The organism is Bradyrhizobium sp. SZCCHNS3002 (assembly GCF_032377435.1).
GTDB lineage: Bacteria > Pseudomonadota > Alphaproteobacteria > Rhizobiales > Xanthobacteraceae > Bradyrhizobium.
In genome coordinates, this window is record NZ_JAUHHY010000005.1 from 410188 (window position 1) to 434830 (window position 24643).

General features: G+C 66.9%; 19 protein-coding genes and 1 other RNA gene. 16 read left to right on the top strand and 4 right to left on the bottom strand.

Features of this window, described 5'->3' with window-relative positions; translation table 11 throughout:
* Nucleotides 1-239 precede the first annotated feature (239 nt).
* Nucleotides 240-878 (bottom strand): TetR/AcrR family transcriptional regulator, encoded by a 639-nt coding sequence (locus QW845_RS13735; protein WP_315802102.1) that lies wholly within the window; start codon nt 876-878, stop codon nt 240-242.
* 187 nt (nt 879-1065) lie between these two features.
* Between QW845_RS13735 and QW845_RS13740 the strand changes: the two genes are divergently transcribed.
* The 3 genes from QW845_RS13740 (at nt 1066) to QW845_RS13750 (ending at nt 6288) form a co-directional block, all read left to right on the top strand.
* A complete protein-coding gene (locus QW845_RS13740) occupies nt 1066-2394 on the top strand; it encodes an HlyD family secretion protein (RefSeq protein ID WP_315802103.1) in 1329 nt (442 codons plus the stop codon).
* Nucleotides 2395-2608: 214 nt separating this feature from the next.
* Nucleotides 2609-4198, top strand: coding sequence for a DHA2 family efflux MFS transporter permease subunit (locus QW845_RS13745; RefSeq protein ID WP_315802104.1), 1590 nt, complete (start codon nt 2609-2611; stop codon nt 4196-4198).
* Nucleotides 4199-4470: 272 nt separating this feature from the next.
* On the top strand, nt 4471-6288 hold the full coding sequence (locus QW845_RS13750) for an ABC transporter ATP-binding protein (protein WP_315802105.1): 1818 nt from the start codon (nt 4471-4473) through the stop codon (nt 6286-6288).
* 48 nt (nt 6289-6336) lie between these two features.
* Here the strand turns inward: QW845_RS13750 and rnpB are convergent.
* Nucleotides 6337-6777: RNase P RNA component class A (rnpB, locus tag QW845_RS13755), an RNA gene on the bottom strand.
* Between the two features lie 140 nt (nt 6778-6917).
* Between rnpB and QW845_RS13760 the strand changes: the two genes are divergently transcribed.
* Nucleotides 6918-7271 carry a YciI family protein gene (locus QW845_RS13760; protein ID WP_315802106.1) on the top strand — a complete coding sequence of 118 codons (354 nt, stop codon included), beginning with the start codon at nt 6918-6920 and terminating at the stop codon, nt 7269-7271.
* A 33-nt stretch (nt 7272-7304) separates the two neighbouring features.
* A complete protein-coding gene (locus tag QW845_RS13765) occupies nt 7305-8549 on the top strand; it encodes an RNA polymerase sigma factor (protein WP_315802107.1) in 1245 nt (414 codons plus the stop codon).
* A 4-nt stretch (nt 8550-8553) separates the two neighbouring features.
* Here the strand turns inward: QW845_RS13765 and QW845_RS13770 are convergent, their stop codons facing one another.
* Entirely contained in the window at nt 8554-9405 is an 852-nt protein-coding gene (locus tag QW845_RS13770; RefSeq protein ID WP_315802108.1) for an N-acetylmuramoyl-L-alanine amidase, read from the bottom strand.
* A 527-nt stretch (nt 9406-9932) separates the two neighbouring features.
* On the opposite strand from QW845_RS13770, the gene rsmH reads away from it, so the two are divergent.
* The 10 genes from rsmH (at nt 9933) to QW845_RS13820 (ending at nt 22099) form a co-directional block, all read left to right on the top strand.
* Entirely contained in the window at nt 9933-10928 is a 996-nt protein-coding gene (gene rsmH / locus QW845_RS13775; RefSeq protein ID WP_315802109.1) for a 16S rRNA (cytosine(1402)-N(4))-methyltransferase RsmH, read from the top strand.
* 3 nt (nt 10929-10931) lie between these two features.
* Entirely contained in the window at nt 10932-11324 is a 393-nt protein-coding gene (locus QW845_RS13780) for a hypothetical protein (RefSeq protein ID WP_315713444.1), read from the top strand.
* Nucleotides 11321-13069, top strand: coding sequence for a penicillin-binding protein 2 (locus QW845_RS13785; RefSeq protein ID WP_315802110.1), 1749 nt, complete (start codon nt 11321-11323; stop codon nt 13067-13069). Before QW845_RS13780 ends, QW845_RS13785 begins: the two co-directional genes overlap by 4 nt.
* A 71-nt stretch (nt 13070-13140) precedes the next feature.
* A complete protein-coding gene (locus QW845_RS13790; protein WP_315802111.1) occupies nt 13141-14601 on the top strand; it encodes a UDP-N-acetylmuramoyl-L-alanyl-D-glutamate--2,6-diaminopimelate ligase in 1461 nt (486 codons plus the stop codon).
* The gene (gene murF, locus QW845_RS13795; RefSeq protein ID WP_315802112.1) at nt 14598-15974 is read left to right on the top strand and encodes a UDP-N-acetylmuramoyl-tripeptide--D-alanyl-D-alanine ligase; all 1377 of its coding nucleotides are present in this window, start codon (nt 14598-14600) and stop codon (nt 15972-15974) included. The genes QW845_RS13790 and murF overlap by 4 nt, the downstream gene beginning before the upstream one ends.
* A 186-nt stretch (nt 15975-16160) precedes the next feature.
* Nucleotides 16161-17267: a phospho-N-acetylmuramoyl-pentapeptide-transferase gene (mraY, locus tag QW845_RS13800; RefSeq protein ID WP_315802113.1), complete on the top strand. Its 1107-nt coding sequence runs from the start codon at nt 16161-16163 to the stop codon at nt 17265-17267.
* A 1-nt stretch (nt 17268) separates the two neighbouring features.
* Nucleotides 17269-18669 carry a UDP-N-acetylmuramoyl-L-alanine--D-glutamate ligase gene (gene murD, locus QW845_RS13805; protein ID WP_315802114.1) on the top strand — a complete coding sequence of 467 codons (1401 nt, stop codon included), beginning with the start codon at nt 17269-17271 and terminating at the stop codon, nt 18667-18669.
* 243 nt (nt 18670-18912) lie between these two features.
* A complete protein-coding gene (gene ftsW / locus QW845_RS13810) occupies nt 18913-20064 on the top strand; it encodes a putative lipid II flippase FtsW (RefSeq protein WP_315802115.1) in 1152 nt (383 codons plus the stop codon).
* Nucleotides 20065-20111: 47 nt separating this feature from the next.
* Complete coding sequence (gene murG, locus QW845_RS13815) at nt 20112-21215, top strand: undecaprenyldiphospho-muramoylpentapeptide beta-N-acetylglucosaminyltransferase (RefSeq protein WP_315802116.1); 1104 nt, start codon at nt 20112-20114, stop codon at nt 21213-21215.
* A 26-nt stretch (nt 21216-21241) separates the two neighbouring features.
* The gene (locus tag QW845_RS13820; RefSeq protein WP_315802117.1) at nt 21242-22099 is read left to right on the top strand and encodes a hypothetical protein; all 858 of its coding nucleotides are present in this window, start codon (nt 21242-21244) and stop codon (nt 22097-22099) included.
* Nucleotides 22100-22104: 5 nt separating this feature from the next.
* On the opposite strand, the gene QW845_RS13825 is transcribed toward QW845_RS13820, so the two are convergent.
* On the bottom strand, nt 22105-22842 hold the full coding sequence (locus QW845_RS13825; protein ID WP_315802175.1) for a carbonic anhydrase: 738 nt from the start codon (nt 22840-22842) through the stop codon (nt 22105-22107).
* 360 nt (nt 22843-23202) lie between these two features.
* On the opposite strand from QW845_RS13825, the gene murC reads away from it, so the two are divergent.
* Nucleotides 23203-24606 (top strand): UDP-N-acetylmuramate--L-alanine ligase, encoded by a 1404-nt coding sequence (murC, locus tag QW845_RS13830; RefSeq protein ID WP_315802118.1) that lies wholly within the window; start codon nt 23203-23205, stop codon nt 24604-24606.
* Nucleotides 24607-24643: the final 37 nt, after the last annotated feature.

A 24643-nucleotide genomic window follows, 5' to 3' on the forward strand; every position in this document is an offset into this window, starting at 1 on the left:
GAACCTGTGGTACCTGCCGCCTGCATTTTTTTGAGCAGGCGGGCCACGGGCGCGGCCAGCGCCCGGCCTTCCCTGCACCCTCCGATCGATTCGAGGGTGATCCGATTGCAGAGCTCGGGCGTCACCAGCCGCGAGAAGGAGAGCGCATGTCTCATGCTGACATATCTCGGGCTGACATGTCTGGCGCCGATATCTGTTGTGCCGACATCGGCGCGCGCATCGCTGCGGTCAGCGGCGTCTCAACTCTTGATGCTGTAGGTCGCGAGGAACATGCGGACAGCGCTCGCCACCACCTTGTGCGTCTCGTCGGGCGAGGGGGCGGGGGCTCCCTGAAAGATGAAGGGCAGGAACAGCGTCGCCTGGCACATCAACTGGAATTGCGATGCGGCGAGGTGGCAATCGTCGATGGCGAGCTCCCCGGCATCGACGCGGGCCTGCAGATAGGCGGCGAGCCGGCCGATCGTGCCCTCGATGACGCAATCATAGTAGCGCCGTCCCACCTCAGGCATGCGTTCGGCGATCGCCATCACGGTGCGGATCGCCGATCCGCCGCCGGGGCGGCAGACGACCGCGATCCAGGCGGTGCCGAACTCGTACAGCACGGTCGCGGCATCGCGGGCGGGATCGAAGCTGAAGTTCGAGGCACCTCGATGCACGCTCTCTTCTTCGACGATCGCCTCGAACAGGCGGAACTTGTCGGCGAAGTAGACGTAGAGGGTGCCTTTGGAGACGCCGGCGACGCGCGCGATCTCGCCCATGCTGGCGCCGTCGAAACCCAGGTCCATGAACACTTTGCGGGCGCCCTGGAGGATCTGCCGGCGCTTCGAGGAATCGTCGTCCGACGTCGCATGGGTGGTGGTGTGGTCCGGCTCAATCATTGGTTTAGGCTGTTCCCGAAGATTTGGCCGGTGCCAACGTCACAAAAGCATCTGCGCGGATATGTTGCGGTAGCGAAGATATAGATTGACCGAACGGTTCGGTCAATGGTAGATGTGGATTGACCGAACGGTTCGGTCGGAATTTTCGGGGCCTGGGCGGCCCCGCTGTCATGGGTGGGAGTCTCTGATGGCCGCTGCGAGAGATCAGGCTGTACGGGCGCGCCGTCCGGACGCTGATGAGGCGCCGGAACAGACGAGTTCTGAGCCGGTCCGGCCGCAGGCCAGCGACACGGCGCAGCGCAAGCCTGCTGATGCCAAGCCGGCCGACCTGAAGGCCGACGTCAGCACCGAGGCTCCGCCCGAACGGCCCGCGCCGGCCGGCGCTCCCGCCGACGCGAAGCCGCAGGCCGTAGCCGCCGCGGCTCCGAAATCCGGCAAGCGCAAGCGGGTGCTGGCCAGCATCGGCGTGCTGCTCGCGCTCGCCGCCGCCGGCTATGCCACGCACTATTATCTGGTCGGCCGCTTCATGGTCTCGACCGACGATTCCTACGTCCGCGCCAACAACACCATGCTGGGCGCGCGCGTCTCCGGGCACATCCAGGAGATCGTGCCGCGGGACAATTCCGTGGTTCGCAAGGGCGACGTGATCTTCCGCATCGACGACGGCGACTACAAGATCGCGGTCGACGCCGCCCGCAGCAAGATCGCCACGCAGGAGGCGACCATCGCGCGCATCGGCCGCCAGGTCGCCGCGCAGCAGAGCGCCGCCGAGCAGGCGCAGGCCAATCTCACCTCATCCGAAGCCGCGATGAAGCGGGCCGGGCTCGACTATGAGCGCCAGCAGGCGCTGAGCAGCAAGGGTTTTGCCTCGCACGCGACCTTCGAGCAGTCGGAAGCCGCGCGCGACCAGGGCATGGCGGCGGTCCGCGCCGCCCGTGCCGCGTACGACGCCGCGCGCGACAATGTCGAGGTGACGAAGGCGCAGCAGGTGGAGGCCCAGGCGCAGCTCGCCGAGCTCAAGACCTCGCTCGCCAAGGCCGAGCGCGATCTCGAATTCGCCACCCTGCGCGCGCCGGTCGACGGCACTTTCTCCAACCGCCTCGTCAACACCGGCGACTTCATTGCGGTCGGCCAGCGGCTCGGCAACGTCGTGCCGCTCGACGACGTCTTCATCGATGCGAACTTCAAGGAAACCCAGCTCAGGCGCATCCGTCCGGGCCAGCCGGTCACGATCAAGGTCGACGCCTATGGCGCGCGCGGCTTCAAGGGCGTGGTCGACAGCATCTCGCCGGCCTCGGGCTCGGTGTTCACCCTGCTGCCGCCGGACAACGCCACCGGCAACTTCACCAAGATCGTGCAGCGCTTGCCCGTGCGCATCCGCGTGCCGAAGGAGGTGGCGCGGCAGAACCTGCTGCGCGCCGGCATGTCGGTCTACGTCACCGTCGACACCACCGACGCCAAGGATGCCGACACCGACGCCGACCTCGACGCATCGGCGACGGTGCAGGGGAAGTAGTTGGACAGGGAAAGTATTTTGAACTGATGCGAGGGCACGAGCTGTCGCGTCATCGGAAGTCAGCTCCCTCCCTCCTTGTGGGGGAGGGCTGGGGAGGGGGGTACTCCGGGCGAGACCGCCGTTGTGGGCCCCCTCCCCCAGCCCCTCCCCACAAGGGGGAGGGGAGCGCACCGGGAATGCGGCGCGGTCCTCGATCCAAGCGGACTAACTGACCATGGCCACCGCCACCACAGCCAACCCCACCATGAGCGCGCCGGCGGCGCCGTCCGACCGCATCGCGCCGCGGCGTCTGATCGCGTTCCTGATCATGGTGTTCGGCATGTTCATGTCGATCCTGGACATCCAGATCGTGTCGGCGTCGCTGACCGAGATCCAGGCGGGTTTGTCGGCAAGCTCCAGCGAAGTGTCATGGGTGCAGACCGCCTATCTGATCGCCGAGGTGATCGCGATCCCGCTGTCCGGTTTCCTGTCGCGCGCGCTCGGCACGCGGCTGCTGTTCGCGATCTCGGCGGCGGGCTTCACCATCTCCAGCTTCCTGTGCGGCTTCGCCTCCTCGATCGAGCAGATGATCCTGTGGCGCGCGCTGCAGGGCTTCCTCGGCGCCGGCATGATTCCGACCGTGTTCGCCTCGGCCTACACGGTGTTTCCGCGCACCAAATTCCACATCGTCGGTCCGATCATCGGCCTCGTCGCCACGCTCGCGCCCACCGTGGGCCCGACCGTCGGCGGCTACATCACCGACGCGATGTCCTGGCACTGGCTGTTCTTCGTCAACATCCCGCCGGGCATCCTGATCACGATCGGCGTGCTGGCGCTGGTCGATTTCGACGAGCCGCATTTCGAGCTGCTCGACCGGTTCGACTGGTGGGGCCTGTTGTTCATGGCCGGCTTCCTCGGCTCGCTCGAATACGTGCTGGAGGAGGGGCCGCAATATGAATGGCTGCAGGACACCTCGGTCGCGATCTTCGCCGCGGTCTGCGCGGTCTCGGCGGTGTGCTTCTTCTGGCGGGTGCTCACGGCGGACGAGCCGATCGTCGACCTCTTCGCGTTCGGCAACCGCAACTTCGCGGTCGGCTGCCTGCTGCAATTCTGCATCGGCATCGGCCTCTATGGCCTGACCTACATCTATCCGCGCTATCTCGCCGAGGTCCGCGGCTACAGCGCGCTGATGATCGGCGAGACCATGTTCGTCTCCGGCGTCACCATGTTCCTGATGGCGCCGGTGGTCGGACGCCTGATGCTGAAGATCGACATGCGCCTGATGATCGCGTTCGGCCTCGTGATCTTCGCGATCGGCTCCTACCAGATGACCGGCATCACCCGCGACTACGATTTCTGGGAGCTGTTCCTGCCGCAGGTTCTGCGCGGCGTCGGCATGATGTTCGCGATGGTGCCGACCAACAACATCGCGCTCGGCACGCTCGCGCCCGACCGGGTCAAGAACGCCTCCGGCCTGTTCAACCTGATGCGCAATCTCGGCGGCGCCGTCGGCCTTGCCGTGATCAACCAGGTGCTGAACGATCGCACCGACCTGCACATCTCCCGCCTGCACGAGCGCGTCAACTGGGGCAACGCCACTGCGGTGGAGACGCTCAACATGCTGCAGCAGAAGCTGCAGGGCATGGGTGACTCGGCGCTGATGGCGATGAAGCAGCTCTCGCAGATCGTGCACCGCCAGGCCGTGGTGATGGGCTATGGCGATGCGTTCTTCATGCTGACCTGCTTCTACATCGCGCTGAGCTTCATGGTGATGCTGCTCAACAAGCCGAGCTCGCCGATGGCCGGCGGCGGCGACGCACATTGACGTGAGCGGCCCCGCGCGCGCCGCGGGTTGCCAAATCATACCCTCGATGGTATGGAACAAGAATTGTCGCTCGAACCGGGGAGATTTGCATGACCACATCGCATCTGCAGATCGCGTGCACCCGTTCGATGCCTGTCCTGGTGTTCGGCCGCTCGCTTTGAGCACCACCGCCTAACTTCCCAACGCCTGATTACTCATCCGCAGACCGCGCGCCGCGTCACGTCTGCATTATTTGGAGCCGGCTGGCGCTGCGCGCGCGGCCGGATGATGCCATGACCGTCGACGTCTCCGGCCTGAAGGCCGACAAGCGTCCCGCCGCCATCCGCGTCGTGATGCCGTTCGTGTTCCGCCACTGGCGGAAGCAGCCGCGCATGACCCTCGGCATTGCATGCGCGCTGCTGGGCGCCACCGCCGCCGACCTGTTCATGCCGGTGTTCTCCGGCAAGCTCGTCGATGCGCTGACGCTCGGCCCGGCAAACGGCGATGCGCGACATGCCGCGCTGGTGGCATTCGCCGGCATCGTCGCGCTGGGCTTTGCCTCGATCGTGCTGCGATTGTCGGGCCTGCAACTGATCGTGCCGTTCACCCTGCGCATCATGTCCGACGTGGCGCGCGACGCCTTCGTGCGCGTGCAGCGGTTCTCGACCGACTGGCACGCCAACAGTTTCGCCGGCTCCACGGTGCGCAAGATCACCCGGGGCATGTGGGCGCTCGACCTCTACAACGACACCATCCTGCTGGCCCTGCTGCCGTCGCTGTCGGTGCTGCTGGGCTCGATGGTGCTGCTCGGCCTGCATTGGGGCGCGCTGGGTGGGGTCATCGCCGTCGGCGCGGTGCTGTATGTCGCGATGACGGTGGCGTTCTCGACCCGCTACATCGCGCCGGCCGCACGGATCTCCAATGCCTGGGACACCAAGGTCGGCGGCACCCTGGCGGACGCGCTGAGCTGCAATGCGGTGGTGAAGTCGTTCGGCGCCGAGGCGCGCGAGGACTTCAGGCTGATGCGCGTCGTCAGCCGCTGGTCCCGGCGCGTCAACCGTACCTGGCTGCGCTACAACACCACGGCTGCGACGCAACTCGGCGTGCTCTTGTGCCTGCGCTCCTCGGTGATCGGCGGCGCCGTCCTGCTGTGGATGGCGGGCAGGGCCTCGCCGGGCGACGTCACCTATGTGCTGACCAGCTACTATGTGATCCATGCCTATCTGCGCGACGTCGGCATGCACATCAACAACTTGCAGCGTGCGGTCAACGACATGGACGAGCTGGTGGCGATCCATGGCGAGCCGATCGGCATCGTCGATGCCGCCGATGCCAGGCCGATCGCCGTGACGGGCGGCCACATCGTGTTTGATGCGGTGACGTTCCATTATGGCGGCCATCGTGCGCCGCTGTACGATCGGCTGTCGGTGGACATCCGGCCGGGCGAACGGATCGGCCTCGTCGGGCGCTCCGGCTCCGGCAAGACGACCTTCGTCAAGCTGGTACAGCGGCTGTACGACGTGAGCGGCGGCCGGATCCTGATCGACGGGCAGGACATCGCCCATGCGAAGCAGGACTCGCTGCGCAGCCAGATCGCGATCGTGCAGCAGGAGCCGATCCTGTTCCACCGCTCGCTGGCCGAGAACATCGCCTATGGCCGGCCGGGCGCCAGCCAGGCGGAGATCGAGCAGGCGGCGCGGCTTGCGAACGCGCATGAGTTCATCACGCGGCTGCCGAAGGGCTACGGTACGCTCGTCGGCGAGCGCGGCGTCAAGCTGTCGGGCGGCGAGCGGCAGCGGGTGGCGCTGGCGCGCGCGTTCCTGGCGGATGCGCGCGTGCTGATCCTGGACGAGGCGACCTCGAGCCTGGATTCGGAATCGGAGGCGCTGATCCAGGAGGCGATGGAGCGGCTGATGAAGGGCAGGACCGCGATCGTGATCGCGCATCGGCTGGCAACTGTGCGCAGCCTCGACCGCATCCTGGTGTTCGATCGTGGCCGCATCGTCGAGCAGGGCAGCCACGCCGCGCTGGTCGGCAAGCCTGGCGGACTCTATCGCAGCCTGTTCGAGCGGCAGGCCATCGAGTTTGGCCAGCTCTCGGCGGCGGGATAACACAAATGGTGAGGGGCCCGGCGCTGTCGGCGCCGAGCCCCTCATGAACATATCAGCCGGCCTGTAAGCCGGGTTCTGTAGGGCACCGCCACACTTGCGCATGACGATACGCGACGGCCATTCCTCTGGGATCGCGCTTGCGCGTGACCTCGGGCAACCTACCCGGACGGCGAGCCTGACATCGCTCCCGCGGACGTCATCGCCTGACACAAAGTGCCTGGGCGATTGTCTCCGCGTGGCCGTCCCTATTCGGTTTTGCTCCCGGTGGGGTTTACCATGCCGGTTCCGTTGCCGGCCCCGCGGTGCGCTCTTACCGCACCTTTTCACCCTTACTTGCCTCCCTCGCGGGAGGAAGCGGTTCGTTCTCTGTGGCACTGTCCCTGGGGTCGCCCCCGCCGGACGTTATCCGGCACCGCATGTCGATGGAGCCCGGACTTTCCTCCCCGGCGGCCTTTCGGCGCTTGCCGGAGCGGCCGTCCGGCCGACTGATGCGGCCTGAATGGGGCTTTCCGAGCAGCACGTCAAGCCATCGCCATGCCGGCGAAAAATATTATCCTTCGCGTGTCGTTCCATGTCGGCGCCGTTCGACTGGATGTCGGCGATCCAGCCGAACATGAGGAGCAAGTCCGATGCAGTATCTGTTGATGATCTATCTGAACGAGGTCGAATACGCGAAGATGGAGAAGGCGGCCGAAGGGAAGATGCTGGCGGAATATCAGGCCTTCACCCAGTCCATCATCTCGAGCGGCAACTACAAGGGCGGCGATCGGCTGCAGCCGACCACGACGTCGACCACCGTGCGGGTGCGGGACGGCAAGATCCTCACAACCGATGGTCCGTTCGCCGAGACCCGCGAGCAGCTCGGCGGCTACTACATGATCGAGGCCAAGAATCTCGACGAGGCGATCGGGATTGCCGCGCGGATTCCCGGCGCCCGGCTCGGCTCGATCGAGGTGCGGCCGGTCTGGCAATACAATCATTGAGACCGGTGCGGCTCGCTGCCGAGAAGGTCACCGATGACGCCCGATGCGATCGACAAGGTGTTCCGCGATGAGGCCGGCCGCGCACTCGCGACCTTGATCCGGCTCGTCGGTGACTTCGATCTGGCCGAGGACGTGCTGCAGGATGCGTTCGCTGCGGCGCTGCTCAAATGGCGGGGGTCCGACGCTCCCGCCAACCCGCGGGCGTGGCTGGTCAATGTCGCCCGCAACAAGGCCATCGATCGCATCCGGCGGCGGAGCAATTTTCGCGACAAGGAGGCGGAGATCGTTCATGCGATCGAGCGTGATGCCGCCAGCGACGACGCCGACGCGCCGGCCGATCTCGACGACGACATGCTGCGGCTGATCTTCACCTGCTGCCATCCGTCGTTCGCGCCGGAGGTCCAGGTCGCGTTGACGCTGCGCACGGTCTGCGGCCTCACCACCGCCGAGGTCGCCCGCGCTTTTGTCACCGGCGAGGAGGCGATGGCGCAGCGCCTGGTCCGCGCCAAGCAGAAGATCCGTCTCGCCGGCATTCCCTATGAGGTGCCGGGACGCGACGCGCTCGAGGAGCGGCTGCGCGGCGTCCTGACCGTGATCTATCTGGTGTTCACCGAGGGCTATCTCGCGACCTCCGGCACGGAGCTGATTCGCGAGGATCTCGCGCGCGAGGCGATCCGGCTGGGTCGGCTGCTGCTTGGCTTGATGCCGGAGGCGCGCGACATCAAGGGCCTGCTCGCGTTGATGCTGCTGCACGATGCGCGGCGCGCCGGCCGAACCGATGCGGCGGGCGACATCGTCCTGCTGGAGGAGCAGGACCGCTCGCTGTGGAATCGCGAGCAGATCGCCGAAGGGCTGGGGCTGGTCGAACAGGCGCTGGGCATGAAGGGGCTGCCGCAGTCCTACACGGTCCAGGCGGCGATCGCCGCGCTTCATGCCCAGGCGTCCAGTTACGCTGAAACGGACTGGCGGCAGATCGTCGGCCTCTACGAGGTTCTGCTGCGGATCGCACCATCGCCGGTGATCGAGCTCAATCATGCAGCCGCTGTCTCGATGGTCGACGGCCCGGCGCGGGCGCTGGCGCTGGTCGATGCGCTGGCCGCCCGTGGCGGATTGAAGCAGTACGATCTGCTGCCGGCAGTGCGGGCGGACCTCCTGCGGCGGCTCGGCCGGCGCGACGAGGCAAGCGCGGCCTATCGCGAGGCGAGCGCAGCGACGCAGCTCGCGCCGCTCAGGCGTCTCTATGCACGCCGGCTCGGGGAGCTCGACGCGGAGGCCTGACGCGTCAGGCGCGCGGCGCCTGATCCTCGGCCGGAAGGCTCGTCAGCAGCGCATGCAGCGTCCACAAGGTCGAGCGGTCGGCGATGCCGTCGATCTTTTCGGGGCGGAAGTGTCGCTGGAACGCCGTGACCACATCCATGGTGATGCCGTCGAATTTGCCGGTGATCGGCACGCCATAGCCGTATTTGGCGAGCGCCTTCTGCAGGCCCTTGACGTCGTCGCCGATGCTGCCGAGCTTCAGCGTCTCGCCCTTGGTGATCGCCGCCGGCTGCACCCAATGGCCGACGCCGGAATTCGCCAGCGAATGCCACGGGAATTTCTCGCCCGGATCCTTCTTGCGCGCGGGCGCGACGTCGGAATGCCCGAGCACGCGATGCGCCGGGACGTTGCGGCGGAGCATGATGCCCCGGCACAGCGCGATCACCGCCGCGATCTGCCGCGGTGGGAAATCCGGATAGCCCCAATCGTGGCCGCGATTGACGATCTCGACGCCGATCGAGCAGGAATTGATGTCCTCCTCGCCGCCCCATGACGAGAGACCCGCGTGCCATGCGCGCAAGGCCTCCGGCACGCACTGGACGATGCGTCCGTCCTCGAGCACGACGTAATGCGCGGAGACCTCGCTGCCGGCGGTACACAGCTTGGTGATCGCCCCTTCGACATCCGGCATGCCGGTGTAGTGCAGAATGATCATGTCCGGCTGGCGCCCGCCCTTGCGCTCGCCGAAATTGGCCGACGGGATGACGTCGGAGGCGACCGACGAGTCCGGCGTAAAGACCGGCAGGTCGGCAACGCCTTTGGGGATCGGCAGCGCACGAGAACGCTTCGATTCCGGCTTGTCGGAGGGATTGGGCATGAACGACTCGAAGCGGACGGCGGCGGCGATGGCTCAAACCGGATATGGGCAGGCACTACTCTTTTACATGTCCCAGCCGCAATCGAAATCGCATGCGAGCCCTCGATATTGAGCCGACCGTTGTATCGCGACGGCACGTCCGCCGACCGGCGCGCCGGCTCTGCTTCGCACTCCAAGTGCCTAACATCCGCCATAGACCGTCAACGGTTTGTTAACGCTAAACGCCGTTACTGAGTGGTGAAGAGCCAAGCCGGCTTTCGGGACGGCAAGCCGCCACGATGCAAGGTCCTGCACGGCAGATTACGATCGAAACCGGTTCCGGGGCGCTCCGGCGCCGTGCGATCGCTGTCGGATCGAGGGTCTCGACGTGGCCGGATCGTGCTGCTGATGTCGTGACGGCTCCACGGATGACGGAGCGTCCCGAGAGATGGCTTGGCGAGTTGACGGGGCGCGAGGATCGAAGGCGCGATGGGCTCGCTGCCGACCAAAATCAGTCTGAAGCAACGGCGCGCTCGCGGAGCGGCCGCGTGAGTACGGCTGACCAGCGACACGTCCCGGTGCTCGGCCCCGAAGCGGTCGAGATGCTGGCGCCGCGCGACGGCGGAACCTACGTCGATGCGACCTTTGGCGCCGGCGGCTATACGCGCCTGATCCTGGCGACGGCGGGAACACGGGTCATAGGGATCGATCGCGACAGCACTGCAATCGCCGGCGGCGCTGGTCTCCTCGCCGAAGCGGGCGATCGCCTGAAACTGGTCGAGAACCGCTTCTCGGCATTGGCCGACATCTGTGCATCGCAAGGCCTCACGCATGTCGACGGCGTCGTGATGGATGTCGGCGTCTCCTCGATGCAGCTCGACTCCGCCGCGCGCGGCTTCTCGTTCAGGTTCGACGGCCCGCTCGACATGCGGATGGGCGGCACGGGACCGACGGCCGCCGATGTCGTCGCCCACGCTGCCGAGCGCGCTCTGGCCGACGTCATCTATATCTTTGGCGAAGAGCGGCACTCGCGCGCCGTGGCGCGGGCCATCGTGGCCGCGCGCAAGGAACAGCCGATCACGACGACGCGGCAGCTTGCCGACATCGTCGCGCGCGTGGTGAGATCCAAGCCTGGCGACATCCATCCGGCGACGCGCACGTTCCAGGCGTTGCGCATTCTCGTCAACGAGGAGCTGGACGAGCTCGAACAGGCGCTGTCGGCCGCGGAGCGCGTGTTGGCACCGGGCGGCCGGCTGGCGGTCGTCTCGTTCCATTCGCTCGAGGACCGCATCGTCAAGACGTTCCTCGCCGAGCGCAGCAGAACCGGCGGCGGCTCGCGCCATTTGCCCGAGATCGCGCAGGAGGCACCGAGCTTCCAGCTGCTTAACCGCAAGCCGGTCGTGGCCGCGGAAGCCGAGACCGAAGCCAATCCTCGGGCGCGGTCCGCCAAGCTGCGCGGTGCCGAGCGTACGGCCGCGCCGGCGCACGCTTCGGCATCTTCTTCGCCCTGGCCGCGCCTGGCCGATGTCCTGCGAGGAGGCTGACCGATGCGCCTCCTGCACCTCGTCGTGATTTGCTCGCTGATCTTCGCGGCGGCCTATGTCTATCGCATCAAGATGGACTCCACGGCACGGGTCGAGCGCGTGCTGCAATTGCGCGCCGAGATCCGCGAGCAGCGCGAGGCCATCGCAGTGTTGCGCGCGGAATGGGCCAAGCTCGACGCGCCGCTGCGGCTGCAAGGGCTGGTCGAGCGGCATCTGCCGCTGAAGCCGCTCAACGCCACGCAATACGACAGCCTGAAGAATCTGCCGGAGCGGCCCCCGCGATTTGCGCGACCGGACAATCCGGATCCGATCGGATCGATGATCGATGCGATCGACGCGATCAACGAAGAGCCCCCCGTGACCGGGTCAGTGCGTCGCCCGGAGGATCAGCAATGACCGATCAGCTTCGGCCCGACGTCAAGCCGCAGGAACCCTGGCGGCAACGTCTGGTGCGCACGCTGCTGTATGGGCGCGATGTCGATCGGACTGCCAAGGCGCGCGCGCGCGTCGGCCTCGCGATCATTGCCTTTGCCGCCGTCTACGCGGTGATCGGCGGCCGCCTCGTGATGTTCGCGATCGGCTCGGATGGTCCGAGCGCGCGGCGCGCCGCGCAGCAGGACGCCATCGCCACCGCGCGCCCCGATATCGTCGACCGCAACGGCGCCGTTCTCGCCACCGACGTGAAGACGCCGAGCCTGTTCGCCGAGCCGCGTCGCCTCATCGACAAGGACGAGGCGATCGAGCTACTGACGGCGACCTTGCCGGATCTCGATACGGGCGAGGTCCGCGACCGACTGATGTCGCGCAAGGGCTTCGTCTGGTTGAAGCGCGAGATGACGCCGAAGCAGCAGCAGGACATTCATCGCCTCGGCCTGCCGGGCATCGGCTTCCTGCGCGAGAACAAGCGTGTCTATCCGACCGGCAACGAGGTGGCGCATCTGATCGGCCTGGTGAACATCGACAACCAGGGCATCGCCGGCATGGAGAAGTGGCTCGACAATCAGGGCCTCGCCGACCTGCATCGCGCCGGCTTCGCCACCGACCGACTGCAGCGGCCGGTTGAACTGTCGGTCGACCTACGCGTCGAGCATGCGCTGCGCGACGAACTGCTCAAGGCCAAGGAGAAGTTCAAGACCAAGGCGGCCTCCGGTCTCGTCGTCAATGTCAGGACCGGCGAGATCATCGCCATGGTGTCGCTGCCGGATTTCGATCCCAACAACCCGAAGGAAGCGCACGATCCAGACCGGATCAACCGCCTCACCACGGGTGTCTACGAGATGGGCTCGACCTTCAAGGCGTTCACCCTCGCGATGGCGCTCGACACCGGCAAGTATGATCTCAACTCGCTGTGGGATGCGCGCGGGCCGCTGCACTACGGCAAGTTCGCCATTCACGACGACGAGCCGAAGGGCCGCTTCCTTACCATGAAGGAGGTGTTCACCTTCTCCTCCAACGTCGGCGCCGCCAGGATCGCTTTGACTCAGGGCGTCGAGGGCCACAAGGCATTCCTGCGCAAGATGGGCCAGTTCGACCGGTTGCGCACCGAGTTGCCGGAGAGTGCCTCGCCGATCCTGCCCAAGCGCTGGAGCGAATTGAACACGATCACGATCGCGTTTGGTCACGGCATGGCGGTGGCGCCGCTGCAGGGCGTGATGGGCGTCAGCGCGCTGGTCAATGGCGGCTATCTGATCCCGCCGACCTTCATGAAGCGCACCGAGGCGGAGGCGATGCAGGTCGCCAAGCGCGTGATCAAGCCGGAGACCTCCGAAAAGATGCGCTATCTGATGCGTCTGAACGCCGAGATCGGCACCGCGCGCAAGGCTGACGTGAAGGGCTACTACATCGGCGGCAAGACCGGCACCGCCGAGAAGGTGATCAACGGCCGCTACGCCAAGAAGAAGGTGCTGACCCTCTTCACCGCAGTGATCCCGGCGGACAAGCCAAAATACCAGCTGCTGATCATGCTGGACGAGCCGCAGCCGTTGAAGGAAACCTATGGCTTCATCACCTCGGGCTGGAACGCGGTGCCGACCGCCGGCAACGTGATCTCCCGGATCGGGCCGCTGCTGGGAATCGAGCCCCGGTTCGACCTGCCGCCGTCCGACCGCCAAATTCTTGCGGCATCGCGGCTGACACAGTAAGCCGTCGTCGAATCGCAGGCTTTGGAGCTGCCGCCATCCCCGGGCGGGGCCAGGACTGGCACGGAACCAGGATGAAACTTCACGACCTCCTGGGCGATCAGGCGACGCTCGACGCTCCCATCGCCGCAGTCGAGATATCCGGCCTCGCCGTCGACAGCCGCGCCGTGCGGCCCGGCGACCTGTTTTTTGCACTCTCCGGCACCAAGACCGATGGTTCCCGCTTCATCGCGGCGGCGATCGCGGCCGGCGCGGTTGCCGTAGCCGGTGGGGCGGGTCCTGGAACAGAGCTGGCCGTTCCATTCATCGCGCTGCCGAACCCGCGGCGGGCGCTCGCGCTGGCTGCGTCGCGGTTCTATCCGCGCCAGCCGGCAACGATTGCCGCCGTCACCGGCACCAGCGGCAAGACGTCGGTCGCCGCCTTCACGCGGCAGATCTGGCAGAAGCTCGGCCACAGCTCGGCCAGCATCGGGACCGTCGGGCTGGTGTCGGACAAGCGCACCGTCTACGGCTCGCTGACGACGCCCGATCCGATCGCGCTGCATCGGCAGATCGACGAGATCACGCAGGACGGCGTCACCCATCTGGCGTTCGAGGCCTCGTCGCACGGGCTCGATCAGTTCAGGCTCGACGGTGTCAGGGTCTCGGCCGGCGGGTTCACGAACCTGTCGCGCGACCACATGGACTATCATCCGGATATCACGCACTACCTCAACGCCAAGCTCAGGCTGTTCCGCGATCTCGTTCCGCCGGGCGGGCCTGCGGTGATCTCGGCCGATCATGAGTGCTCGCCGGAGGTCATCGCTGCGGCGCAGACGCGCGGTCTTCGCCTGATGACGGTGGGGACCCATGGCGATGGCGCGGGCGAGGGCATCCGTCTCGTGGCCGCTGCAATCGACGGCTTTGCGCAGCAGCTCCAGATCCAGCATTGCGGCCGCATGCATGCGGTCCGGCTGCCGCTGGTCGGCGCGTTTCAGATCGAGAATGCGCTGGTCGCAGCGGGCCTTGCGATCGGCACCGGCAGCGATCCGCAGGCCGTGTTCGAAGCGCTCGAGCAGCTCGAGGGCGCCAAGGGCCGGCTTGAGCTGGTCGGCGAGCACAATGGTGCGCCCATCTTCATCGACTACGCGCACAAGCCGGACGCGCTCGCCAAGGCGCTGCATGCACTGCGGCCCTATGCCGCCCGAAAACTCGTCGTCGTGTTCGGCGCCGGCGGCGACCGTGACACCGGCAAGCGTCCCTTGATGGGCGCGATCGCCGCCGAAGAGGCCGACAGCGTCATCATCACCGATGACAATCCGCGCAGCGAGGATCCGGCTGCGATCCGCGCCGCGATCCTGGCGGCCGTACCCGGGGCGCGCGAGATCGGCGACCGGGCGGAGGCGATCCGGGTCGCCATCGGCGAGCTGCAGCTCGGCGATGCGCTCGTGATCGCCGGCAAGGGCCATGAGACCGGACAGATCATCGGCAGCAATATTCTGCATTTCAGCGATCATGAAGCGGTCGCGGACGCGTTGGCATCGAGGACATCATGACGAAGGCGCTGTGGACCGTGGCAGAGGCGGCGCGCGCGCTCGGCCTCACCGGCGACTATCCGGAGACTCGAATCGACTTCGTCACGCAGGACAGCCGCGCGGTGAAGCCCGGCAGCCTGTTCGTGGCGCTGAGCGGCACGCCGAGTGGCGGCTTCGTGTCGAGCTTTGCCTCCAGCCGCGATGGCTGGGAGTTTGCGGCGAACGCCGAAGCGGCTGGCGCGGTGGCGATGATCGTGCCGCACAGGATCGATGGCGTCACCGTGCCGCAGCTCGTGGTGCCGGACACGCTGATCGATGGGCTGTGGGCGCTGGCGCGCGCCGCGCGGGCGCGCTTCCACGGCCCGGTGATCGGGTTGACCGGCAGCGCCGGCAAGACCTCGACCAAGGAGTTCATCGCCGCCTATCCCGGCGCGTCCGCGAGTCCGTCCAGCTTCAACAATTTCTGGGGCGTGCCGCTGACGCTGTGCAACGCCGATCCCTCCGCTTCGGTCTGGGTCGTCGAGATGGGCATGAACCAGACAGGCGAGATCGCGCGGTTGACGGAGCTGTCGCAGCCGACGGTGGCGCTGGTCGTCAACGTCCAGCCGGTGCATCTGGAGAAGCTCGGCAGCCTGGAAGCGATCAGGAAAGAGAAGGTCTCGATCGCGCGCGGTCTGCCAGCCGATGGCGTCCTCGTGCTTCCCTCAGATCTCGCGGCGCCGGAATGGACGGGCAAGGTGATCTGCTTCGGCGGCGATGCGGAGGTGCGCGAGCTCTCGCACAACTCGCGCGGCGAAGCCTGGGATGTGATCGCCGATGTCGCCGGTCGTCGCGTCGCATTCGCGCTGACGCCCGGTGCGCCGCATCGCCTGCACAATGCGCTGGCGGCGCTGGCCTCGATCGCAGCGGCCGGGCTCGATCCGGCGCTGCTCGCGCCGACGCTCGGCCATGTCGGCATCATGACGGGCCGTGGCGTCGAGCAGACCGTCGGCGACATCGTTCTCATCGACGACAGCTTCAACGGCAATCCGGCCAGCATGGCGGCAGCGCTCGACAGTCTGCAGGCGCGACCGGTGCGGGGGCGGCGCATCGCCGTGATTGGCGACATGCTCGAGCTCGGCGCCGAGGCGCCGGCCTATCATCAGGGGATGGTGGCTCATCTCGCCGGGGTCGATGGCGTCTATTGCGTCGGTCCGCTGATGCGTCACCTGTTCGACAGCCTGCCGCACGCAAAGCGGCTCGGCTGGCATGAGGATCCGGTGACGCTGGATCCCGGCCGGGTCGCGGCGCTGCTGGCGCCGGGCGACGTCGTCGTCATCAAGGGCAGCAAGAAGATCTTCTGGGTCAACAAGTTCGTGTCGAAGCTCGCCGCGGCGCTGCAGCGGCCCGCTTGAAAATCGGGCGATATCGCGGCGCGGCAGAACGATATTTTCCACTGGCGGTCGAAGCGATCGTGCCGGACGGGTCTTTCCGCCGGCCTATGATTCGCACACGGCCCCGATCATGGTTAAAAGAGGCTGGACCGGATTCGCGAGCGAATCCGTGTTCGCGGTCTCGGTGAGGCGGCATAGGCGGGTTGGATGTTCTACTGGTTGATCGAGCTGACGAATACGTTTCCGAGCCTGTCCGTGTTTCGCGGATTGCTGAACGTGTTCCGCTACATCACGTTCCGTACGGGCGGCGCGGTCGTCACCGGGGCGCTGTTCGTGTTCCTGTTCGGGCCGTGGATCATCGATCATCTGCGCCTGCGCCAGGGCAAGGGCCAGCCGATCCGCACCGACGGCCCGCAATCGCACATCATCAGCAAGAAGGGCACGCCCACGATGGGCGGCCTGATGATCCTGTCGGGCCTCGTCGTCTCCACCGTGCTGTGGGCCAATCCGCTCAACCCCTACGTCTGGATCGTGCTCGCGGTGACGCTCGGCTTCGGCTTCGTCGGCTTCTATGACGACTATCTGAAGGTGACCAAACAGTCGCATTCCGGCTTTGCCGGCAGACTGCGTTTGCTGATCGAGGCTGCGATCGCGCTGGTCGCCTGTTATGCGCTGGTGCGGCTCGGGCGCGATCCGTCCGCGACCGGGCTTGCCATTCCGTTCTTCAAGGAACTCGTCATCAAGTTCGGCTGGCTCTACGTCATCTTCGGCGCGTTCGTCATCGTCGGCGCCGGCAATGCCGTCAACCTGACCGATGGACTCGACGGCCTGGCCATCGTCCCGGTGATGATCGCCTCCGCCAGCTTCGGTCTGATCGCCTATCTCGCCGGCAACGCGGTGTTTTCCGATTACCTGCAGATCCATTATGTCGCGGGCACTGGCGAGCTTGCCGTGCTGTGCGGCGCGGTGCTCGGCGCGGGCCTCGGCTTCCTCTGGTTCAACGCCCCGCCGGCGTCGATCTTCATGGGTGACACCGGCTCGCTGGCCCTCGGCGGCATGCTCGGATCGATCGCGGTCGCGGTGAAGCACGAGATCGTGCTGGCGGTCATCGGCGGCCTGTTCGTGCTGGAGGCCGTGTCGGTGATCGTGCAGGTGGCCTCGTTCAAGCTGACCGGCAAGCGCATCTTCAAGATGGCGCCGATCCACCATCATTTCGAGCAGCTCGGCTGGACCGAGCCGCAGATCGTGATCCGGTTCTGGATCATCTCGGTGATGCTGGCCCTGGTCGGTCTCTCGACCTTGAAGCTGCGCTGACATGATCCCCGTTACCTCATTTGCCGGCAAGACCGTCGCCGTCTTCGGGCTCGGCGGCTCGGGGCTGGCCTCCTGTCATGCTCTGCGGGCCGGCGGGGCCGAAGTGATCGCGGCCGACGACGGCGCCGATCGGATGACGGAAGCGGCGAAGGCAGGCTTCATCACCGCCGATCTGCGCACCGTCTCCTGGGCGAACTTCGCCGCGCTGGTGCTGGCGCCCGGCGTGCCGCTGACCCATCCGGTCCCGCATTGGAGCGTGTTGAAGGCGCGCGAGGCCGGGGTCGAGGTGATCGGCGACATCGAGCTGTTCTGCCGCGAGCGCAGGCGGCACGCGCCGGATGCGCCATTCGTCGCGATCACCGGTACCAATGGCAAGTCGACCACGACGGCGCTGATCGCGCATCTGATGCGCGTCGCCGGCTACGATACCCAGATGGGCGGCAATATCGGCACCGCGATCCTGTCGCTGGAGCCGCCGCGCATGGGCCGCGTCCACGTGATCGAGATGTCGTCCTACCAGATCGACCTGACGCCGTCGCTCGATCCGGGCGTCGGCATCCTGCTCAATGTCAGCGAGGACCATATCGACCGCCACGGCACGATCGAGAACTATGCGGCGGTGAAGGAGCGGCTGGTGGCGGGTGTCCAGTCCAAAGGCACCGCGATCGTCGGTGTCGACGACGGTTTTTCGCGGGCGATCGCCGATCGGCTCGACCGGGGCGGCAAGCGCGTCGTGCGCATCTCGGTGAAGAACCCGCTGGCGGATGGGCTGTACGTCGAGCACGAGACGATCGTGCGCAGCGCGGGGGGCGCGCGCAGCGAGGTCGCACGTCTCGGTGGCATCGGCTCGCTGCGCGGTCAACACAACGCCCAGAACGCCGCCTGCGCCGCCGCTGCCGCGCTCGCGATCGGGGTCAGGGAGGATGTGCTGCAGCAGGGGCTGCGCAGCTTCCCAGGTCTGGCGCACCGCATGGAGCAGGTCGGCCGCCGCGGCAACGTGCTGTTCGTGAACGACTCCAAGGGCACCAACGCAGATGCGACCGCGCATGCGCTGTCGTCCTTTGCCGACATCTTCTGGATCGCCGGGGGCAAGCCCAAGGCGGGCGGCATCACCAGCCTCGCCGGCTTCTTCCCGCGCATTCGCAAGGCCTATCTGATCGGCGAGGCGGCTTCCGAGTTCGCCGGAACGCTTGGCGACAAGGTGCCGCACGAGATGTCCGGCACGCTGGAGGTCGCGGTCGCGCAGGCTGCCGCCGATGCGGAGGCCTCGGGATTAAAGGATGCCGTCGTGCTGCTGTCGCCGGCCTGCGCTTCCTTCGATCAGTTCCGCAACTTCGAAATCCGCGGCACGCATTTCCGCGACCTGGTGCAGGCGCTGCCGGGTGTGGAGCGGGTTGTCTAGGCCGCAAACACCGCTGTCGTCCCGGCGAACGCCGGGACCCATACCCGCAGGGAGCAGCTTGAGGCACGCCGGCCATTGGCTCTTTGCCCATCACGACGGCTACGGCGTATGGGTCCCGGATCGGCGCCGCGACGCGCTGGCGCGCGCCACGGCTTGTCCGGGACGACAGTTGAGAGGCCCTTAACCCTTCGATAACCATCCTGGGCGCCAATGGGCCGATGTCTCGGCTCAGGTGGACGCCCGATGCTCTCCCGTGAAGAACGCAATCCGCTGTCCGACTGGTGGTGGACGGTCGACAAGCCGCTGCTCGGCTCCATCCTCGCGCTGATGCTGTGCGGGGTGATCCTGTCGCTCGCGGCCAGCCCGCCGGTGGCGACCCGGATCGGGCTCGATCCGTTCCACTTCTTCAACCGACACGTCCTGTTCCTGTTGCCGTCGTTCATCGTGCTGATCGGCGTGTCCTTCCTGTCGCCGCGCCAGATCCGGCGCAGCGCGCTGGTGGTGTTCACGATCGCCATCGTGCTGATCGTGCTGACGCTCGCGATCGGCCCGGAGGTGAAGGGCTCGCGGCGCTGGATCACGCTGATCGGCGTCAACATCCAGGCGTCCGAGGCGGCGAAGCCGGCCTTCGTCGTCGTTTCCGCCTGGTTGTTCTCGGAATCCGCGCGGCGGCCCGACATGCCGGCGACCACCATGGCGCTGGTGCTGCTGCTGATGCTGGTGTCGCTGTTGGTGATGGAGCCGGATTTCGGCCAGACCATGCTGATCCTGATGGTCTGGGGCTCGCTGTTCTTCATCGCCGGCATGCGCATGATCTGGGTCGCGGGTCTCGCGGGCGCCGCCGCCGCCGGCCTGTTCGGCGCCTATCTCCTGGTCCCGCACGTCGCCGGCCGCATCAAGCGCTTCATGAACCCGGCCTCGGGCGACACCTTCCAGGTCGACACCGCGATGGAGGCGTTCTCGAATGGCGGCTGGTTCGGCCTTGGGCCGGGCGAGGGCATCGCCAAGCGCAGCCTGCCGGACAGTCACACCGATTTCGTGTTCGCGGTCGCCGCCGAGGAGTTCGGCATCATCCTGTGCCTGGCGCTGGTCGCGCTGTTTGCGTTCATCGTGATCCGCACGCTGTCGCGCGCCTATGCGACCGAGGACAGCTTCGCGCGTTTCGCAGCGTCGGGCCTCGCGATCCTGTTCGGCATCCAGGCGGCCATCAACATCTCCGTCAACCTGCAGCTGATCCCGGCCAAGGGCATGACCTTGCCCTTCATCTCCTACGGCGGTTCCTCGATCGTGTCGCTCGCCTATGGCGTCGGCATGATGCTGGCGCTGACCCGGCAGCGGCCGCGGATGGAGGTCGAGGCAGGCGACGCAGCCGGCGCGGTGCGCAATTACGCTTGAGGTCGCCTTGCTCGCAATGACGACACATTGCCTGTAAACAAGCCCGCATGACCTCAACCGCGCCTCTCATTCTGCTCGCGGCCGGCGGCACCGGCGGCCATCTGTTTCCTGCTGAAGCGCTCGGCGTCGAGCTGATCAGGCGCGGCTATCGCGTCCGTCTCGTCACCGATGCGCGCGCGCTGCGCTACAGTGGCCTGTTCACCAAGGACATGATCGACGTGGTGCCGAGCGAGACGGTGCGCAGCCGCTCGCCGGTCGCACTCGCGCGGACCGCGCTGCTGCTCGGCACCGGCACGATCGCGGCCTTCAACCTGATGCGGCGGCTCAAGCCCGCGGCCGTGATCGGCTTCGGCGGCTATCCGACCGTGCCGCCGCTGCTGGCGGCACGCCTCGCCGGCGTGCCCAGCCTGATCCACGACGCCAATGCCGTGCTCGGCCGCGCCAACCGCTTCCTGTCCGCGCATGTGAAGGCGATCGCGACCTCGTTGCCGGGCGTGCTCGACCGCGATCCGGCGCTGTCGGCCAAGACGACCACGGTCGGCACCCCGATGCGCCCCGCGATCCTGGAAGCCGCGGCCGTGCCCTATGTTCCGCCCGAGACCGCCGGGCCGCTGCGGCTGCTCGTGGTCGGCGGCAGCCAGGGCGCGCGCATCATGAGCGACATCGTGCCCGGCGCGATCGAGCGGCTGGAGCCGGCGCTCTGGGGCCGGCTGATGCTGACCCAGCAGGTGCGCCAGGAGGACATGGCGCGGGTGCGCGCGGTCTACGACCGGCTGAAGATCAACGCCGAGCTGCAGCCGTTCTTCACCGACCTGCCGGCGCGGCTCGCCGCCAATCATCTCGTGATCTCGCGCTCAGGCGCCGGTACCGTGGCCGAGCTCGCCGCGATCGGCCGGCCCTCGATCCTGGTGCCGCTGCCCGGCGCCATCGACCAGGACCAGTTCGCCAATGCCGGCGTGCTGTCGGATGCTAGCGCCGCGATCCGGATCGTGCAGACCGAATTCACCTCCGACAGGCTGGCCTCCGAGATCTCGGCGCTCGCCGCCGAGCCCGCGCGCCTCGCCGCCATGGCGCAGGCCGCGCGCGCGGCCGGCCGGCTCGATGCCGCGGAACGTCTGGCCGATCTCGTGATCAGGACGGCGGCGCTCTAGTCGCGCGAGCGCACGGTGATCCCAAGATGAACCGGAGCTCCGACGATGGCGGCATCCTGCCCGACGATCATCCGATGCGCTTGCGGCGGCATCCGTCCTTCGTGCCTGTGCTCGTGGAATTCTGCGACCGGCTGATTGCGCCGCTGCGCGGCCAGCGCCTGATGATCAAGCTGTTCGGTCAGCGCGCTCCGACGGAAATCGCTGCGCATATCGTGATGATGCATATGTCGGCGCGCAAGCCGGTCGAGCGACCGACACTGACGCGTCTGCAGATGCGGCTGCCGGGTCCGCGGCAGACGGCGGCGTTCGTCGCGGTGTTGCGCGGTCTGTCGCTGGTGACCGTCGAGCGAGATCCCGAGGACGCTCGTATCCGCTATCTGGTGCCTGGCCCCGTCATCCTCGAGGGACTGCGAGGCTGGCTTGCCATGCACCTGGATTGCCACGCGCGGTTGACGCAGTCCGATGGACTGAGCCTTCGTCTGCAGGACGACGCCGCGTTATTTGCGGAGACGATCCGGCAATGTGCGGGCTGGCTCTGCCGCGACAACCGGCCGCTGACGGGCTTTCCCGATCTCGCCTGGACCGACGAGCACGACAGCGGCATCCATCTGGCCCTGACGCTCGTCGCCCGGTCCGCGGTCGGGCGCGAGGCCATCGCGATTTCGACGGCGGAGCTTGCGACCTCGCTCGGCGTCTCGCGCTCCCATATCCGCAATCTGCTGGCGACCATGAAGGGCCGTGGTCTGCTGCGCTTCGGCGACGGGCGCCGGCATCTGACGCTGACGCCGGGTTTCGTGGCTTCCGTGGAAGCTTGGTTCTGCCACCAGGTGTGCTGGCTCGCGGCCGCAGCCGCACGTGCGGATCGCGTGCTGCGGCCGGCTTGAGGGCGTCAGATCATCGTGACCCGGCCGGTGCCGATGTCATAGATGCCGCCCACGATCTTCACCTTGCCCTCGGCGACCATGCGGCCGACGATCGGCTTGGCAGTCGAGAGGCGCCGGACATTGTTGCGGACGTTCTCCGCGGTGGCTTCGGCCAGCAGATCCTGCGGCTTCTTCGCGATCGCTGCCTCGACGCCGGGTTTGAGCGCATTGATCAATGCGGGCAGGTGGCCTGGCAGTTTGGTGCCGTCCTTGAGCACCTTGATCGTCGCATCGATGGCGCCGCAGCCGCTGTGACCGAGCACCAGCACGAGAGGCGTGCCGAGGAACTTGACGCCGTATTCGAGGCTGGCGAGGCCGTCGTCATTGACGAAATTGCCGGCGACGCGGACCACGAACAGCTCACCGGGCGCCTGATCGAACACCAGCTCGGGCGCGACCCGGGAATCTGCGCAGCTCACGATCGCGGCGATCGGGTATTGGGCCGCGGCGCGCGCCGCCCGGCCGGCCGAAAAATCCTTGTTGTCGAGATTGCCGGCGACGTAGCGCGCATTGCCATCGACGATGCGTTTCATCGCGTCATCCGGAGAGATGGCGTTGGGCGGCATTGCGCTGTCGTTCGCCTGCTTGGCTTCCTTGGCAAACGCCGGAAGTGCGCCGACCGCCGCGGCAGCCAGCACTGCGCCGCCGCCGAGCAGCCGGCGGCGGGACAATACGGGAGGGTGCGTTTCACACAGCGAGCACATCGGCGAGGGTTCTCCATCAAAGATTGAAATATGCGTGCCCGGCACGCCGGCCGCACGGCTACTCATGCCACGCGAACTGACGCAGTGAGCGCGCAAAAATTGCAGGTATCCCGTTGGGAGGGGGCGGCATGTGATCGCGCTTAATAATTCGTGAAGGGAGGGATCGAGCGGGAACTCCTGGCCGATCGCCGCCGGCCGGGCTGCCAAAATCGGCTAAAACCGGGCGAACGCCTGCGAATTTGGCACTTCTTACTGCCCGGGCGGACTTGTCCAGGTCGGCCATGTCTTGCAAGAAGGGCTGATGATTCGCGGCCGCTCCCTCCGGTGGGGACGCCCGGAACCCTTGAGACGAGACGCCCCATGAGACTGCCGCGCGAGATCGGACCCATCCACTTCGTCGGGATCGGCGGCATCGGCATGAGCGGCATCGCCGAGGTGCTGTGCAATCTCGGCTACACGGTGCAGGGCTCCGACGCCTCCGACAACGCCAATGTCGCGCGGCTGCGCGAGAAGGGCATCACCGTCAGCGTCGGGCACAAGGCCGAGAATGTCGCGGGCGCCGACGTCGTGGTGGTCTCGACCGCGATCAAGCGCGACAATCCGGAGCTGATGGCCGCGCGCGCCCAGCGCATCCCGGTCGTGCGGCGTGCCGAGATGCTGGCCGAGCTGATGCGGCTGAAGAGCTGCGTCGCGATCGCCGGCACCCATGGCAAGACCACGACGACATCGATGGTCGCGGCGCTGCTCGATGCCGGCGGCCTCGATCCGACCGTCATCAATGGCGGCATCATCAATGCCTACGGCACCAATGCGCGGCTCGGCGCCGGCGAATGGATGGTGGTCGAGGCCGACGAGAGCGACGGCACCTTCCTGAAGCTGCCGGCGGATGTCGCCATCGTCACCAATGTCGATCCCGAGCATCTCGATCATTTCAAGACCTTCGAGGCCGTGCAGGACGCGTTCCGCGCCTTCGTCGAGAACGTGCCGTTCTACGGCTTCGCGGTGATGTGCATCGATCATCCGGTGGTGCAGGCGCTGGTCGGCAAGATCGAGGACCGCCGCATCATCACCTATGGCGTGAACCCGCAGGCCGATGTCCGGCTCGTCGACCTCGCGCCGATGGGCGGCGGCTCGTCGTTCAAGGTCGTGTTCCGCGACCGCAAGAGCGGTGAGACGCACGAGATTGCCGACATCGCGCTGCCGATGCCAGGCCGGCACAATGCCTCGAACGCAACGGCGGCCATTGCGGTCGCGCGCGAGCTCGGCCTGTCCGACGAGGCCATCCGCAAGGCGATTGCCGGCTTCGGCGGCGTCAAGCGCCGCTTCACCCGCACCGGCGAGTGGAACGGCGTCACCGTGATCGACGACTACGGGCATCACCCCGTCGAGATCGCCGCCGTGCTGAAGGCGGCGCGCGAATCCACCAACGGCAAGGTCGTCGCCGTGGTGCAGCCGCATCGCTACACCCGGCTGCAATCGCTGTTCGAAGAGTTCTGCACCTGCTTCAACGACGCCGATGCGGTCGTCGTGGCCGACGTCTATCCGGCCGGCGAGGCGCCGATCGAGGGCATCGATCGCGACCACTTCGTTCTGGGCCTGCGCGCCCACGGCCATCGCGACGTGGTGCCGCTGCCGAAGGCCGCCGATCTCGCTCGTATCGTCAAGGACCTCGCCAAGCCCGGTGACCTCGTCGTGTGCCTCGGCGCCGGCAACATCACGCAATGGGCCTACGCGCTGCCCGGCGAGTTGAAGGCACTGGGGTGAGGGCGGTGTTGAACCAGCGGTTCACCGAGAAAGTCAG